Origin of the sequence: Streptomyces sp. NBC_00029 (genome assembly GCF_045160505.1) — a bacterium.
Taxonomy (GTDB): domain Bacteria; phylum Actinomycetota; class Actinomycetes; order Streptomycetales; family Streptomycetaceae; genus Streptomyces.
The window spans coordinates 291,800-304,778 of record NZ_CP108292.1; the positions used below are offsets into that span (position 1 = coordinate 291,800).

Below are 12,979 nucleotides of genomic sequence, written 5' to 3' on the forward strand. Positions count from 1 at the left end.
GGCCGAAAGCATCGCGGCCCGGCTCCCCCGGCCCGCTGGACGGCGCCGAACCCGAGGCGGGCGGGCGGGCCGTGACAGGACGGCGGTGAGGGGGCGGCGGTCAGGGGGCGGCGGTGAGGGCGCCGGGGCGATTGTCAGTGCCTCGCGAGAGGATCACTCCCATGACGAACCTTTCCGCCGTTGAGGCGCTGTCCAGCATGTCCGGCCGGTCCGAGTACGAGGCCGCGCTCGAGCGCCTGCGCGCCGCATCGGGTGCGTACTACGCCGACGGCGACAGCTCGATGGACGACGCGACCTACGACCGGCTCCGGCTCGCCGTGCTGGCCTGGGAGGAGCAGCACCCCGAGGACGTCGCCGCCGACTCCCCCACCGGACAGGTCGGCGACGGCGTCGCCCCGGCCGGTGACGTCGCGCACACCACCCGGCTGCTCAGCCTGGACAACGTCTTCAACCCCGAAGGCCTGCTGTCGTGGGGCGAATCCCTGCAGCGCCGGCTGGGCGCCGCTGCGGCCGGCGGGTTCACCGTCGAGCCGAAGCTGGACGGCGCGGCCGTGGCGGCCCGCTACCGGGCGGGGCGGCTGGTGCAGATCATCACGCGTGGCGACGGCAGCAGTGGCGAGGACATCAGCCACGTCATCGGGCAGATCGAGGGCCTGCCCGAGCGGTTGGCGGTGCCCGCCACCTTCGAGGTGCGCGGCGAGGTGCTGTTCACCCAGGAGCAGTTCGAGACCGCGAACGCGGTCCGCACCGCGCACGGCGCGCAGGTCTTCGCCAACCCCCGCAACGGCACGGCCGGCACCCTGCGGGCGAAGGACCGCCCGTACCGGCTGATGATGACGTTCTGGACGTACGGCGCCGTCGAGCTGGACGGGGAGGCGTTCCTGCCCGTCGGGGGCACGCACGCCGAGGTGCTGGCCGCTGTCGCCGCGGCCGGAGTGCGGACGACCGCGGACACACCGGCCGGGCTTCACGTGGTCGCCACCCTCGCCGAGGCTCAGCAGCGGGTGGACGAGATCGCCGCGATGCGCCCCGGGCTGCCGTTCGGTATCGACGGTGTCGTGATCAAGGTCAATGACCCGGCCGAGCAGCAAGCGGCAGGCCTGGGCAGCCGTTTCCCCTACTTCGCCGTCGCCTTCAAGCTCCCGGCCGTCGAGCGGCAGACCGTGCTGGAGGATGTGGTGTGGGAGGTCGGCCGGACCGGCGTGCTCGCCCCGACCGCCATACTCGCACCCGTCCTGATCGACGGGTCCACGGTCACCCGGGCCACGCTCCACAACCCGGCCGACATCCGGCGCCGCGATCTGCACCTGGGCGACACGGTGACCGTCTACAAGGCGGGCGACATCATCCCTCGCGTCCAGGCCGCCGTGGTGGCGCTGCGCCCGGCCGGAGCGACGGAGGTGCCGCTCCCCCAGGAGTGCCCCAACTGCGGCGGAGAGATCAACAAGACCCAGGAGCGGTGGCGCTGCGCACAGGGCGCGGCCTGCGCCCTCCCGGCCCTCATCGAGTACGCCGCCGGGCGCGAGATGCTCGACATCGACGGGCTCGGCAAGACGTACGTGAAGGCCCTGGTCGATGCCGGAGACGTCACGGACGTAGCCGATCTGTTCGTCCTGACCCTCGACCAGCTCACCACCGCCTCCGGCAGCGCCAGGCGTGCCGCGAAGCTCGCCGAGCAGATCGAAACGGCGAAGACCCGCCCGCTGAGCCGCGTCGTCTGCGCACTGGGCATCCTGGGGACCGGGCGCAGCATCTCGCGCCGCATCGCCCGGCACTTCGGCACGATGGACGCGGTCCGCAGGGCCGATGCCACGGCCATGCAGGCCGTGGACGGCATCGGCCCGGAGAAGGCCCCGGTGATAGTCGACCAGATCGCCGCCCTGGCTGCGGTCATCGACAAGCTCGCCGCGGCGGGGGTCAATATGACCGAGCCTCAGGAGCCGGCCGAGGCACAGGGATCGGGTCCGCTGGCCGGCAAGGTCGTGGTGGTGACGGGGAAGATGACAGGAGCGCTGGAGGGCCGGGGGCGGGACGCCATGAACGTCCTGATCGAGAAGGCGGGCGGGCGCGCGGGCAGCAGCGTCAGCGCGAAGACCTCCGTCCTGGTCTCCGCGCCGTCCGCGAACGGCAAGCCGAGTTCGAAGGCCGTCAAGGCCGCCGAACTCGGTGTCGAGGTCCTCACCCCGGAGGCCTTCGCCGAACTGGTCGCCGACTTCCTGGACTGACCGGCCTGTTGCCGCGGAGGGACGCGCCGACGGCGCGTCCCTCCGGCCGGTCGTCGGTCCGATCGGCCGTCCGGTCCGCCGTGCGGAGGCTGCCGGGCCGGGACATCACCGGTCGTTGAGCCGGCGGCGACGGGGGCGACGGGGGCGAAGTAGGCTCCCCGGCGGCGGGCCGGGCCGGGCAGGCGGTCCTGACCCTGCCGCCGAAGGTGATGCGGAATGTGCGTGTGAACGCGCCCTCCGCCCGACCACAGGAGACCGTATGGCAACAGCGACCGACCACTACGAAGACCTGCTCGCCGACCAGTACACCTGGATGCTCGGCGGGGACATCACCTCTCTCGCCGAGGGACAGGCCTCCCTGCTGAAGGGCCTCGGCGTCCTCCCCGACGAGGATCACGCCGAGGCGGGCGGCCACGCGATCGACCTCGGCTGCGGGCCCGGCGTCCAGTCCCTGGCCCTGGCCGCCCTCGGGTTCAGTCCTGTCACCGCCGTCGACACCAGCGGAAAGCTCCTGGCCGAACTCACCCGTTGCGCCGGGAAGAACTCCCCGATCCGCCCCCTGAACGCCGACATCCGTACCGCCCTGCCCCGGATCGCGGCCCCCGGAACAGCAGCGGCGGTCCTCTGCATGGGAGACACCCTCCCGCATCTGCCCACGCCGTCGGACGTTCCGGCCCTCCTCGCCGACGTCCGTCGGGCGCTGGCCCCCGGCGGCCACCTCGTCATCACCTACCGCGACCTCAGCGCACCCCTGGAAGGCACCGACCGTTTCCTTCCCGTGCGCAGCGACGAGAACCGGCTGCTGACCTGCTTCCTGGAATACGTCGACGAGGACACCGTGATGGTGCACGACCTCCTCCACACCCGCGCCGACGGTGAGTGGACCCTGCGCACCAGCAGTTACCCGAAGCTGCGGATCCCCGCCGAGCGGCTGGCCGCCCAGTGCCGGGAGGCCGGCCTGGAGATTTCGCACGACGCCACGGGTGCACGGGGCATGCGCGTGCTCCACGCCCGCAAGCCGTAGCGGCCCTCCCCGCCGCACCCTGCCGATCGCAGACGGGCCCGGGATGTGACCTGTCGTCACATCCCGGCGTCCGGAGTGCGGTGCGGCGATCGCGGACCCGGACGCGGGGCCGGACGCGGGGCCGTCGGAGCGATGCCTGCGCCGGGGATACCCTGAGGTCATGCCAGCCCTGAACTCCCCCGCACCGGGCCCGCTGCGCCTGGAACCCGTGACCGGCGACAACTTCGACGCCGTCTGCGCGATACAGGTGCGCCCCGACCAGAGCCACCTCGTATCCCCCGTCGTGAAGTCGCTCGCCGAGGCGTACGTGCACACGGCGACCGCCTGGCCGCGGGCCATCGTCGACGGCGACGAAGTCGTCGGCTTCGTGATGGCCTTCCACGACATCGTCTGGGACCCGGCCACCGACCCCGCCGACCGGCGCAGCGGCATCTGGCGCCTGAACATCGACGCACGCCACCAGGGCAAGGGGTACGGCCGCTTCGCCGTCCACGCCACCACGGAGGAGATCCGCTCCCGCGGCATCCACGAGGCGTACGTCTGCTGGGACACCGGCGACAACAGCCCCGAGCCGTTCTATCTCGGCCTCGGCTTCAGTCCCACGGGCGAGCTCAGCGGCGGCCAACGCGTGGCCCGGCTCGCTCTCGCCCCGAACGGCCCGAGCCCGGCGACGAGTTGACGGCGATCCCCCCGGTCCTGACCCTCGAGGAGGCCAAGGACCTCCAGAAGATGCTCCCGGCCGAGATCGGGCCGGGGCTCGACGAACGGGAACTCGGCCGGATCGAGGAGCGGTTCGGCTTCAGGTTCGCGGCGGACCATCGCGTCTTCCTCGCCGCCGGACTCCCGCACGGGACTCGGGCCTGGCCCGACTGGCGGGGCGGCGATCCCGCCGAGCTGGCCCACCGGCTCGCCGGCCCGGCCGAGGGCGTGCTCTTCGACATGGAGCACGCCCGCTTCTGGCATCCCGACTGGAGAGCGAGACCTGCGCAGACGTCCGATGCCCTTCGGCTCGCACGGGCCGAACTCGCGGCCGCTCCCCCGCTGGTCCCCGTGTACGGCCACCGCTACCTGCCCGCCACGGCGGGCGAGTGGGGCCACTGCGTCCTGTCCGTCCACCAGAGCGACATCATCGTCTACGGGAACGACCTCGCCGATTACATCCGGCACGAGTTCGCCGGCCGGGCGAGCGGCCTTCCCACCCGTCGATCGACCGTCCGTTTCTGGTCGTACTTCGTCAATGGCAGGCCGGGGATCGACGTCCGTGCGCCCACACCTCATACCCCGTACGCCGTCAGTGCGCAGGAGGCGGTCGAGTACCTGCGGATGCTGGCGCTCGAGCGCCTGATCGGCCGTCGGCTCCATCCGCACCACCTGATCGAGGCCGCGCTTGCGGCACTGGTGCTGGGCGTCGAGACGGAGTCTCTGGTGCTGCTCGCCGGTCTGACGCGGGCCGGGAGCGAAGGGGCCGATGCGCTGTTCGACCGGGCACTCGTCGAGCTGGGCCTGGCCGAGGGCCTTCCCACCGATGACACCGACCTGCCGTGGGAGTCGGCCCGCTGGGAGCTCGTGCGCTGGTGGCTCCGGCTGATCGTGAACGGCAGCATGGCTCCCGCCGACGGTGGGGATGTGATCGTGCACGAGGGCTGGGAGGCTCTGGCGCACCCGCGCGCCCTTCGGCCGCTGGTCGACAGGGTCGATGCGTACCACGGCCGGGGGGCGAACCGGGTTGGCCAGGGGGTGCAGTTGGCCGCTGCCATCGTCGCGGAGGCGGGGCGTCTGCTGGCGGCCGGTCCCTGGCCACCGCCGGATCGACCCGGTCCGGCAGAACGGAAATCTTCCGTCCGGAGCGGGTGCTGAAACGATCGGCCCCGCCACCCGGTGTCCTACCGTGGATGGGATGAAGAATCTCGTCGCCGGCCTCACCGCGGCTGCCGCCGTACTGCTCCTCGCTCCCTCCCCGGCGCACGCGGCGGTGAACCCCGCCCCGTGCACCGCGAAGTCGGGCCCGGACGCGACGGAAACCCGCGCGGACAGTTCTGTGGACGACGGTGAGATCCGGTGGACCGACCGGACCGGCTACGACGACGCCTTCAAGTGGGCGGTCGCGAAGTGGCAGTACCCGGGCTCGAGGATCAAGATCGTCGCTGATTCGGCGATCACCTCGAACGACCTCGAGTTCACCGACTATTCGAGCGCCTCCGACGTGGCCGCGGCGAAGTGGGAACGGCGCCCCGGGACCGGGGCGACGGACTACATCAGGTTCAACAGGGCCAAGATGTCCCGCTACGACGCGGACACGCGGCGGGAGGTGGCCGTGCACGAGCTGGGGCACGCGCTCGGGCTGTGCCACAAGAGCGACGGCGGGTCCACCTACGTGCGGTCGATCATGTGGACCGGCGCCCACTCGCTCTTCACCCTTCCGCAGGACGTGGACAAGGCCAACTACCGGAAGCTGTGGGGCTGATGCACACGAAGGTATGGACGTTCGGCGGACTGGCCGCCGGCTGCTTGCTCGCCGCCGGGGGCTGGGTCGTGGCTGCCGGCCGGGGCGAGGTGACGACCTCGATGATCTGTGCGGCGGACCTCTCCACGGACACCGGGGTCGCCTCGGCGGCACGCGGCATCGCCCTCGTCGAGGGCGTGCGCACCGGGCCGTACCAGGAGGACGAGAGCACGCAGCCGGGAGCGTTCCTGACGACCGAGGTGAAGGTCCTGAACGTGGTGAAGGGCCGGTTCCCGGCGGTGCTGTCCCTGACGCAGGGCGTCAAGGGCGGCGGCAGCCCGGGCAGGTACGCGACGGAGGACCCGGACCGGTACGCGGTGCTGGAGCCGGGCAAGCGGTACGTCATCGCCGTCCGCTTCGGCTCGACGATGGGCGAACCGGGTACCGAGGCGTGGGTGTCGCACGCCGAGCCGTTGCGGCGCGGCATCGACGGGGAGATCTCGCACTGGAGAACCGCTGTCGCGGACAGCCCGAAGGCGGCCACCCCCGCCGAGTGCAACGACGTGTTCAGTCCGGGCTGACCGCCGCGGCCCGGTCCGCTTCCGGTGCACGGCACTCGGGGCGGCCGGCGGACGGCGGCTCACCGGCCTGTCCGACGCACGCGCTTCACATCGATTGCGGCTCGGCCAGGAGGACCACCCGATCGGCCCGGACGTCGAAGCCGAGTACCGGGTGGCCGTGAGCACCCTCCGGATCCATCAGGACCGGCTTGCCCAGGAGCCGCCCGATCTCCCGCAGGAAGCCGCAGAACACGTCAAGTCGTTCCTGCCCCTGCAACTCCCTCAGGTCGACGTCGAAGTCGATCACCTCGTCGTCATGGAAGCGGAAGATCGCCAGGACGTCCGGATCCGGCCGGACGCGCAGTTCCGGGCACTCGGCGTCCGCCGGGCGGGACAACACGGTCTCCGCCCGGGGCACCGGCAGTACGGTCGCGCCCTCGGAGTACCGGCACGCCCAGCCCCTCGCCCCGACGAGATCGAGGACCGCCTGCCAGTCCCCCACCGAACAGTCCGGGACGCGCACGTCCGGCAGCGACCCCATCGAGTCGGGGTCGAAGAAGCACTTCACGTCATCCCACAGAAGATCACTCACACCGCCATGCTGCCCGGGTGCTCGATCGAACGCAGCCCGGTTTCCTGCCTGCGGGCGGCCAACGGCCAACGGCCGGCGGTCCGGAAAACGGGATGACAGCGCGGCAGACCGCGGGGAAGACTCGCGGCGTGCGTGAACGTATCGATGTTTCCCCGGGCTTGGTGCTGCGTAGATGGGCGATGCGTGATGCGCCATCGGTGATGACCGCCTTCGCGGACCCCCTCATGCGTGAGCAGACCAGCGAGCCGATCGGCACCGTGCACGCCGCGGAGCAGTGGATCGCGGCTCGTGATGACGAGTGGGACTCCGGCTCTGCCTTCGCCTTCTCCGTCGTCGTCGACGACGATGACGGCATGGTGCTCGGACACGTGTCGGTCGGTGCGGTGAACCGGCGCCACGGCATCGGTTGGGTCTCCTACTGGACCACGGCGACGGCCCGGGGTCGCGGCGTCGCGTCCCGGGCCTGCCGGACTCTCGCTCTCTGGGCGTTCCGCGACGCCGAACTGTTCCGGCTGGAGCTGGGGCACCGGGTGAACAACCCCGGATCGTGCCGAGTCGCTCTCGCTGCGGGCTTCGCCGTGGAAGGCCGGCAACGCCAGAAGCTCTCCTACGACGGCAGTCGCTTCGACGTCGAGCTCCATGCCCGCCTGGCGACGGACCCGGATCCCTGTCAGTACGCGATCTTGTAGGTCACGTCCTTCGGGACCGGGGACGGAGCGGTGTCCGTGTAGAGGAGTCTCATCATGGTGAAGCGCTGGACGCCCGGGTGGTCCGGCCAGGGTTCAGGACTGCTCAGCGTCACCTTCACCGGGTAGGGCCGGAAGCGGCCCGCCGCGCAATAGGGGGTGCAGTCGTTCACCATGTCGGTGCCCGTGGCCGTCGCGTCCTGCGCACCCCATGTGTCCCAGCGGAGATCCACGAGGCGGTTGTTGCCGTCCCCGCAGGCCAGCAAGTACTCCTCGGGCTTGACCTGGGCCTCCGAGAAGCAGTCGACGACCACGACCGGCGCCGGTGCCCGGTCCGGTGCGGTCCGCGTCTGTGCGGAGGCCGGGACCACGGCCGTGACGAGGGCCGCCGCCGCGCAAAGCAGCGTGGCGGTCCGCACTCCGGAGCGGATCCGCGACCGGGGTGCGCGAACGGACCGGCCGTCTGCTGATCTTTCCACGAGGCCTCCTCGCCCGTCTGTCCCGCGCTCGGCTCTGCGGCTATGCCCAGCTTCCCCCATCCGGGCGACCCGCGCACGTGCAGGACCCGAGGGTGCCGTCGGCGCAGGCCCGTGCGCTCAAGGGCGACGCCGCCGCCGAAGCCGCTGGTGGCGGCCTCAGGTCCTGTCGGACGCGCTCGCTCCTTGATCGCGAAACCTTTCCCCGAGCGGCGGCTGCCCCGACAATGGGGTCGGGCCGATTGACGCGGCGGGCGGGCGAGCCCACGCGCGCGGCCTCGTAGCCGATGGCGGCTCAAGTCGACGGGGGACGTCCATGCAGATCGGGGTCTATCTGGCACACCCGCGGCCGGGGAGCTTCAACCACGCCGTGTTCGATGCCGTCGTGGAGGAGCTGCGCGGTCTGGGGTGCGGGGTCATCGCGCACGACCTCTGCGCCGAGGAGTTCCCGCCGCTGCTGTCCGCCGAGGAGACGGGGACGGTCGAGGCTGCCGCGCCGGCCATCGACCCGCAGGTGGCGCTGCACCAGCGAGAGATCGCTGCTCTCGACGCCCTGGTGTTCGTCCATCCGAACTGGTGGGGGATGCCGCCCGCCGTGCTCACGGGCTGGGTGCAGCGGGTACTGGCGCCGGGTGTCGCCTACAAGCTGGGCACCGCGGACGGGGAGCCCGCACCGCTCCTGAAGGCCGGCAGGGCGCTCGTCCTGAACACGTCCGACACCCCCCTCGACCGCGAGGAGAGCGAGTTCGGTGATCCGCTGCAGAGGATATGGGCGGCATGTGTCCTGCCGTATGCGGGGATGACCGACGTGCGGCGCGTCGTGTTCCGTACGGTCACCGACTCCTCCGACGAGGAACGCGCGGCCTGGCTGCACCAGGCACGCCGGCAGGCCGCGGCGCTCATGGACTGACCCGAGCGGTGTTCCACCGAGCGGCTGGCCCGCCCGGTTCATCCCGATCGCCCGATTCCGTTTCGGTGGCCGGCCGTCGTGGGATCGCCCGCGGAAACGTGCGCCTTGGTCCCGGGACCGCAACCAAGGTCAAACCATGTGATCATATTGCGGCATGACCACGAGGACGCTCCACCTGCTCTGCTCCGCCGCCCCGCCCGTCTTCGACATCGCGCATGTCATCGAGGACGCCCAGACGCGCGGCTGGGACGTGTGCCTCGGCCTCACCCCCACCGCAGCACACTGGCTGTCCGGAAGCCTCGACGGACTCGCCGCCCTCACCGGCCATCCCGTCCGCTGGCAGTACAAATTCCCCGGCCAACCCGACCTATGGCCTGCCGCCGACGCCGTCCTCTTCGCACCCGCCACCTTCAACACCGTGAACGCGTGGGCCCTCGGCCTCACCAGCAACCTCGTCATAGGTCTCGCCGCCGAGGCGACCGGCAAGCGCCTGCCCGTCATCGCGATGCCCTGCACCAACACGGCTCTCGCCGCCCACCCCCAGTTCGAGGTCTCCCTGAACACCCTGCGCACCGCCGGGGTCGAACTGCTCCACGGCGAAACCGGCTACACCCCTGATCCGGTCGACCCCGACGCCCCGCTCAACTTCCCCTGGCCCACCGCGCTCAACGCCCTCAGCCAGGTCTCCGCCCAGGCGTAGCGCGCGTCCCGGCCCCCTCGCCCGGCCACGGCCGGGGGCGAAGTCCGTCAGCGCAGGTCGAGCCGCATCAGGATCCGGGGATGGCCGGCCAGCACCGAAGTGGTGTCAGCGGCGTGGACGAAGCCGGCGCGCTCGAAGTTCTTGCGGATGCCGGCGTACGCCATCGTCAGGTCCGCCTTGGCGTCACCGTTGTCCAGGGGGTAGGCCTCGATCACCGGTGCGCCCTGGGCGCGGGCGAATGCGACCGCACCGGCGATGAGGGCGTGCGAGATCCCCTTCTTCCGGTGCCCGGGTCGGACGCGGACGCACCACAGGGACCAGACCGGCAGGTCGTCGACGTGCGGGATCCTTCGACTGTGGGCGAACGAGGTGTCCGCACGCGGCGCCACCGCGGCCCAGCCGACCGGCTCGTCGCCGTCGTACGCGACCACCCCGGGAGGGGGATCACTGCGGCACAGCTCTGCGACGTACTCACCGCGAGCGGGCCCGCGCAGCTCGTTGTTGAGCTTGGACGGGATCCGGTAGCTCAGGCACCAGCAGACATTGGCGCCGGGTGACTTCGGCCCGAGCATGACGCGGACGTCCTCGAACTCCGCGGCCGGGCGAACACTGATGACCATGGCATCACGATGCCACGATGTCATCGCCGGGACGGTGACCCCTGTGGCGTGCGTCAGTACCGGCAGGGCCAGACGCTGACGGAGCTCCGTCCGGCGCGTACCTCCACCCAGGTGCCGTCGGCGTCGTCCGGCGGTGGCGGACCGGCGATCTCGAAGAGGATCAGGGCGCCGCCCACGTCCAGGACGGCCGCCCCGTCCTCGGTCAGGCCCAGCCGCCCCCGGAAGACGATGTGGCCGCCCTCCTCCCGCACCCCGGACGTGGCGGAAGCGGCCGACCGGGTGTTCCCCGCCCAGGCGATGTCCTCGTCGACGGTCCACTCGATGTGGTGCTCGCCGCCCACCGCCTCACGGGCACCGTCCTCCCAGACCACGACAGCGGCACCCACCGCCGAGTGCACCCGCACCACCACGGGCCCCGATGGTTCCTGCCGCAGCGTTTCCACTCGTACCAGCACTCCGCCATCATCCCCGGTCCCGCCCCGCGGGCGGCCATGCCCCCGCGACCGGCCGCGCCAGGTGCCCGCAAGCGAATTCCGGAGAGGCGACCCCCGCACCGGCCGGTTCCGGCCAACCTGCCTCGCGGCTCGGCCCGGCAGCCCGGCGGCCGCCGGACACGATCAGCGGCCACGGCAAGGGGGCCGTCTCCACGAGGTCGGCCAGATCCCGCTGCTCCGGCCTCCGGCCTGCGCTCTACTCGCTCCTCCCCGTTCCCGCGACCACGCATCCGCCCCCTGCGCAACCGCGCAGCAGGGCTTCTCCACCATGCGCACGAGCACACGAACGGGCCTCCGAAACAACCCGGTTGAAGGAGAAGCAGCATGTCCGAGCAGCAGACCGAGCAACAGACCGAGCAGCAGGCCGAGCACCGGAAGACCGCCGCACCGCCCGCCCCTCCGGAGTTCAAGTACACCTGGGGCCAGCACAACGAGACCATGGAGGCGCTGTCGCTCGGGCAGATGGCCCGCCGCGTCCCCTCCGCCCTCCGGCAGACCGCGAGGCTCGCCCTCGCCGTCAACCGCGCCGCGTTCCACGTCCTGGTCGCGGCCCAGCTCCTCGGCGGGATCTGCACGGCGGCCGCACTCGCGGCGATCTCCCGGGCGATGGTCCCGCTCCTGGCGGGCGACGGCGTCCAGGAGCGCATCTCGGCGGCCGCCCCGCCCCTGGTCTTCGCCGCCGCGATGACCGCGCTCGGCGCACTGGCCTCCATCACCTCGGGCAGCGCGGCCCGCCGCCTGAACCCCGGTATGGCCACCCTCGCCGACCTCGCCATGGTCGACGCCCACATGGACGTGGAACTCGCGGCCTACGACGCCCCGGACTTCACCGAGCGCTCCGAGGCCGCCGAGACCGGATCCGCCCGCTCCGCCATGCTGCTGCAGGACGCCCTCGGCTTCACCGGCGGTCTGATCGACATGGTCGCCGTGGCGTCCGTCCTCGCCGTCGTCCACCCGGTGCTGCTGCCGCTCCTCGTGCTGTCGGTGGTCCCCCGCGGCCTCGGTTCGGTCTACGCCGCCCGCCTCGACCACCGCCTCCACAACCAGACGATCGCCTCGCGCAACATCAAGCACATGATGCGCTGGCACCTGACGACCCCGAAGCTCGCCGACGAGCTGCGCGGCAACAGCATGCGGCCGTACGCCCATTCCTGGTACGCGGCCGTCTGCGCGCGCATCGACTCCAGGATGGTCAGCTCCGCGCCCCGCTACCTCACCGTCCACCTGATCGCCGCCGCGGCCTCGGGGGTCTTCGTCGTCGCGACGTACGGGACGCTCGCCGGGCTCGTCCTCGGCGGGTACATGGCGATGGCCGCAGCCGGCACGGCGATCGTCGCCATGCGAACGTCCACAGCCGCCCTGTCGCAGCTCGTCGTCTACGGCGCGGCCATGTTCCAGCACGCCCTCTACCTCGGCGACTACACCGCCTTCGTCGCGGAGGCCCGCGAGAAGTCCGGCCCGCGCGGACCGCACGTGATGGAGGGCGCCCCGGAGAAGATCCGCCTGGAGGAGGCCACCTACACCTACCCGGGCAAGGACACCCCCTCGCTCGGGCCGGTCTCCCTCACCCTGTCCCGGGGCGAGGTGATCGCGGTCGTCGGCGAGAACGGCGCCGGGAAGTCCACCCTGATCCGGCTCCTCACCTCGCTGACGGCCCCGAGCTCGGGCACGGTCTCCTGGGACGGGATCCCGACCTCCGACGCCGACCAGCGCAGCGCCTGGCAGCACGTGGGCCTCGTGACGCAGTCGTACGGGCACTGGCCCTTCTCCGCCCGGGAGAACATCACGCTCGGCCAGCCCGGCCCGCGCGGCGAGGAGGCCGTCTGGGACGCCCTGGACGCGGTCGGCATGCGGACGGCCGTCCAGGCGTTCCCGGACGGCCTGGACACCCTGCTGGCCCGTTCGGTCTGGGGCGGGCACGAGCCCTCGGGCGGTCAGTGGCAGCGTCTGGCCTGCGGGCGCGCCTTCCACCGGAAGCCGGGTCTGCTGGTGATGGACGAGCCGACGTCGGCCATGGACCCGCGCGGGGAACACATGGTGTTCTCCGGGCTGCGGGACATGAAGGACGACCGGATCACGGTGATCGTCACCCACCGGATGGAGAACTGCCGCCTCGCCGACCGGATCATCGTCCTCGACGGGGGACGGATCACGGAGCAGGGCACCTACGGGGAACTGGTCCGCATGGACGGCTCTTTCGCCGAGCTCGTCCGGCTCTCCCAGGACCGGTAGACCGGCGGCTCCGGGCC

The 12,979-nt window shown here is 71.8% G+C and carries 14 protein-coding genes; 10 read left to right on the forward strand and 4 right to left on the reverse strand.

What is annotated here, in order from left to right; genetic code table 11:
* The first annotated feature begins 161 nt into the window (after positions 1–161).
* The 6 genes from ligA to OG753_RS01395 all read left to right on the forward strand — a co-directional run bounded on the left by ligA (position 162) and on the right by OG753_RS01395 (position 6,273).
* The gene (gene ligA, locus OG753_RS01370; RefSeq protein ID WP_405786746.1) at positions 162–2,225 is read left to right on the forward strand and encodes an NAD-dependent DNA ligase LigA; all 2,064 of its coding nucleotides are present in this window, start codon (positions 162–164) and stop codon (positions 2,223–2,225) included.
* A gap of 259 nt (positions 2,226–2,484) precedes the next feature.
* Positions 2,485–3,249, forward strand: coding sequence for a class I SAM-dependent methyltransferase (locus tag OG753_RS01375; RefSeq protein WP_405786747.1), 765 nt, complete (start codon positions 2,485–2,487; stop codon positions 3,247–3,249).
* A gap of 160 nt (positions 3,250–3,409) precedes the next feature.
* On the forward strand, positions 3,410–3,928 hold the full coding sequence (locus OG753_RS01380) for a GNAT family N-acetyltransferase (protein WP_327260232.1): 519 nt from the start codon (positions 3,410–3,412) through the stop codon (positions 3,926–3,928).
* Positions 3,925–5,106, forward strand: a complete 1,182-nt coding sequence (locus tag OG753_RS01385; protein WP_405786748.1) for a hypothetical protein — start codon at positions 3,925–3,927, stop codon at positions 5,104–5,106. The genes OG753_RS01380 and OG753_RS01385 overlap by 4 nt, the downstream gene beginning before the upstream one ends.
* Positions 5,107–5,146: 40 nt before the next feature.
* Positions 5,147–5,713, forward strand: coding sequence for a matrixin family metalloprotease (locus OG753_RS01390; RefSeq protein WP_327260234.1), 567 nt, complete (start codon positions 5,147–5,149; stop codon positions 5,711–5,713).
* A complete protein-coding gene (locus OG753_RS01395; RefSeq protein ID WP_327260235.1) occupies positions 5,713–6,273 on the forward strand; it encodes a hypothetical protein in 561 nt (186 codons plus the stop codon). Before OG753_RS01390 ends, OG753_RS01395 begins: the two co-directional genes overlap by 1 nt.
* An 85-nt stretch (positions 6,274–6,358) precedes the next feature.
* Here OG753_RS01395 and OG753_RS01400 read toward each other — a convergent pair whose 3' ends face one another.
* Positions 6,359–6,844, reverse strand: coding sequence for a hypothetical protein (locus OG753_RS01400; RefSeq protein ID WP_405786749.1), 486 nt, complete (start codon positions 6,842–6,844; stop codon positions 6,359–6,361).
* 17 nt (positions 6,845–6,861) lie between these two features.
* Between OG753_RS01400 and OG753_RS01405 the strand changes: the two genes are divergently transcribed.
* The gene (locus OG753_RS01405; protein ID WP_405786751.1) at positions 6,862–7,533 is read left to right on the forward strand and encodes a GNAT family N-acetyltransferase; all 672 of its coding nucleotides are present in this window, start codon (positions 6,862–6,864) and stop codon (positions 7,531–7,533) included.
* On the opposite strand, the gene OG753_RS01410 is transcribed toward OG753_RS01405, so the two are convergent.
* A complete protein-coding gene (locus OG753_RS01410) occupies positions 7,515–8,009 on the reverse strand; it encodes a hypothetical protein (RefSeq protein ID WP_405786753.1) in 495 nt (164 codons plus the stop codon). The genes OG753_RS01405 and OG753_RS01410 overlap by 19 nt on opposite strands.
* A 313-nt stretch (positions 8,010–8,322) precedes the next feature.
* Between OG753_RS01410 and OG753_RS01415 the strand changes: the two genes are divergently transcribed.
* Together OG753_RS01415 and OG753_RS01420 are read left to right on the forward strand one after the other, a co-directional pair.
* A complete protein-coding gene (locus OG753_RS01415) occupies positions 8,323–8,916 on the forward strand; it encodes an NAD(P)H-dependent oxidoreductase (protein WP_405786754.1) in 594 nt (197 codons plus the stop codon).
* A 154-nt stretch (positions 8,917–9,070) separates the two neighbouring features.
* Positions 9,071–9,616 carry a flavoprotein gene (locus OG753_RS01420; RefSeq protein ID WP_405786756.1) on the forward strand — a complete coding sequence of 182 codons (546 nt, stop codon included), beginning with the start codon at positions 9,071–9,073 and terminating at the stop codon, positions 9,614–9,616.
* A gap of 47 nt (positions 9,617–9,663) precedes the next feature.
* Here OG753_RS01420 and OG753_RS01425 read toward each other — a convergent pair whose 3' ends face one another.
* Positions 9,664–10,236, reverse strand: coding sequence for a GNAT family N-acetyltransferase (locus tag OG753_RS01425; RefSeq protein WP_405786758.1), 573 nt, complete (start codon positions 10,234–10,236; stop codon positions 9,664–9,666).
* Between the two features lie 53 nt (positions 10,237–10,289).
* Entirely contained in the window at positions 10,290–10,691 is a 402-nt protein-coding gene (locus OG753_RS01430; protein WP_405786759.1) for a hypothetical protein, read from the reverse strand.
* A gap of 363 nt (positions 10,692–11,054) precedes the next feature.
* On the opposite strand from OG753_RS01430, the gene OG753_RS01435 reads away from it, so the two are divergent.
* Complete coding sequence (locus OG753_RS01435; RefSeq protein ID WP_405786761.1) at positions 11,055–12,962, forward strand: ATP-binding cassette domain-containing protein; 1,908 nt, start codon at positions 11,055–11,057, stop codon at positions 12,960–12,962.
* Positions 12,963–12,979: the final 17 nt, after the last annotated feature.

What these genes read in the sequence shown, in the direction of transcription:
- ligA (WP_405786746.1), top strand. Translation starts at nt 162, where the DNA reads ATGACGAACCTTTCCGCCGTTGAGGCGCTGTCCAGCATGTCCGGCCGG.
- OG753_RS01375 (WP_405786747.1), top strand. Translation starts at nt 2,485, where the DNA reads ATGGCAACAGCGACCGACCACTACGAAGACCTGCTCGCCGACCAGTAC.
- OG753_RS01380 (WP_327260232.1), top strand. Translation starts at nt 3,410, where the DNA reads ATGCCAGCCCTGAACTCCCCCGCACCGGGCCCGCTGCGCCTGGAACCC.
- OG753_RS01390 (WP_327260234.1), top strand. Translation starts at nt 5,147, where the DNA reads ATGAAGAATCTCGTCGCCGGCCTCACCGCGGCTGCCGCCGTACTGCTC.
- OG753_RS01395 (WP_327260235.1), top strand. Translation starts at nt 5,713, where the DNA reads ATGCACACGAAGGTATGGACGTTCGGCGGACTGGCCGCCGGCTGCTTG.
- OG753_RS01415 (WP_405786754.1), top strand. Translation starts at nt 8,323, where the DNA reads ATGCAGATCGGGGTCTATCTGGCACACCCGCGGCCGGGGAGCTTCAAC.
- OG753_RS01420 (WP_405786756.1), top strand. Translation starts at nt 9,071, where the DNA reads ATGACCACGAGGACGCTCCACCTGCTCTGCTCCGCCGCCCCGCCCGTC.
- OG753_RS01425 (WP_405786758.1), bottom strand. Translation starts at nt 10,236, where the DNA reads ATGGTCATCAGTGTTCGCCCGGCCGCGGAGTTCGAGGACGTCCGCGTC.
- OG753_RS01435 (WP_405786761.1), top strand. Translation starts at nt 11,055, where the DNA reads ATGTCCGAGCAGCAGACCGAGCAACAGACCGAGCAGCAGGCCGAGCAC.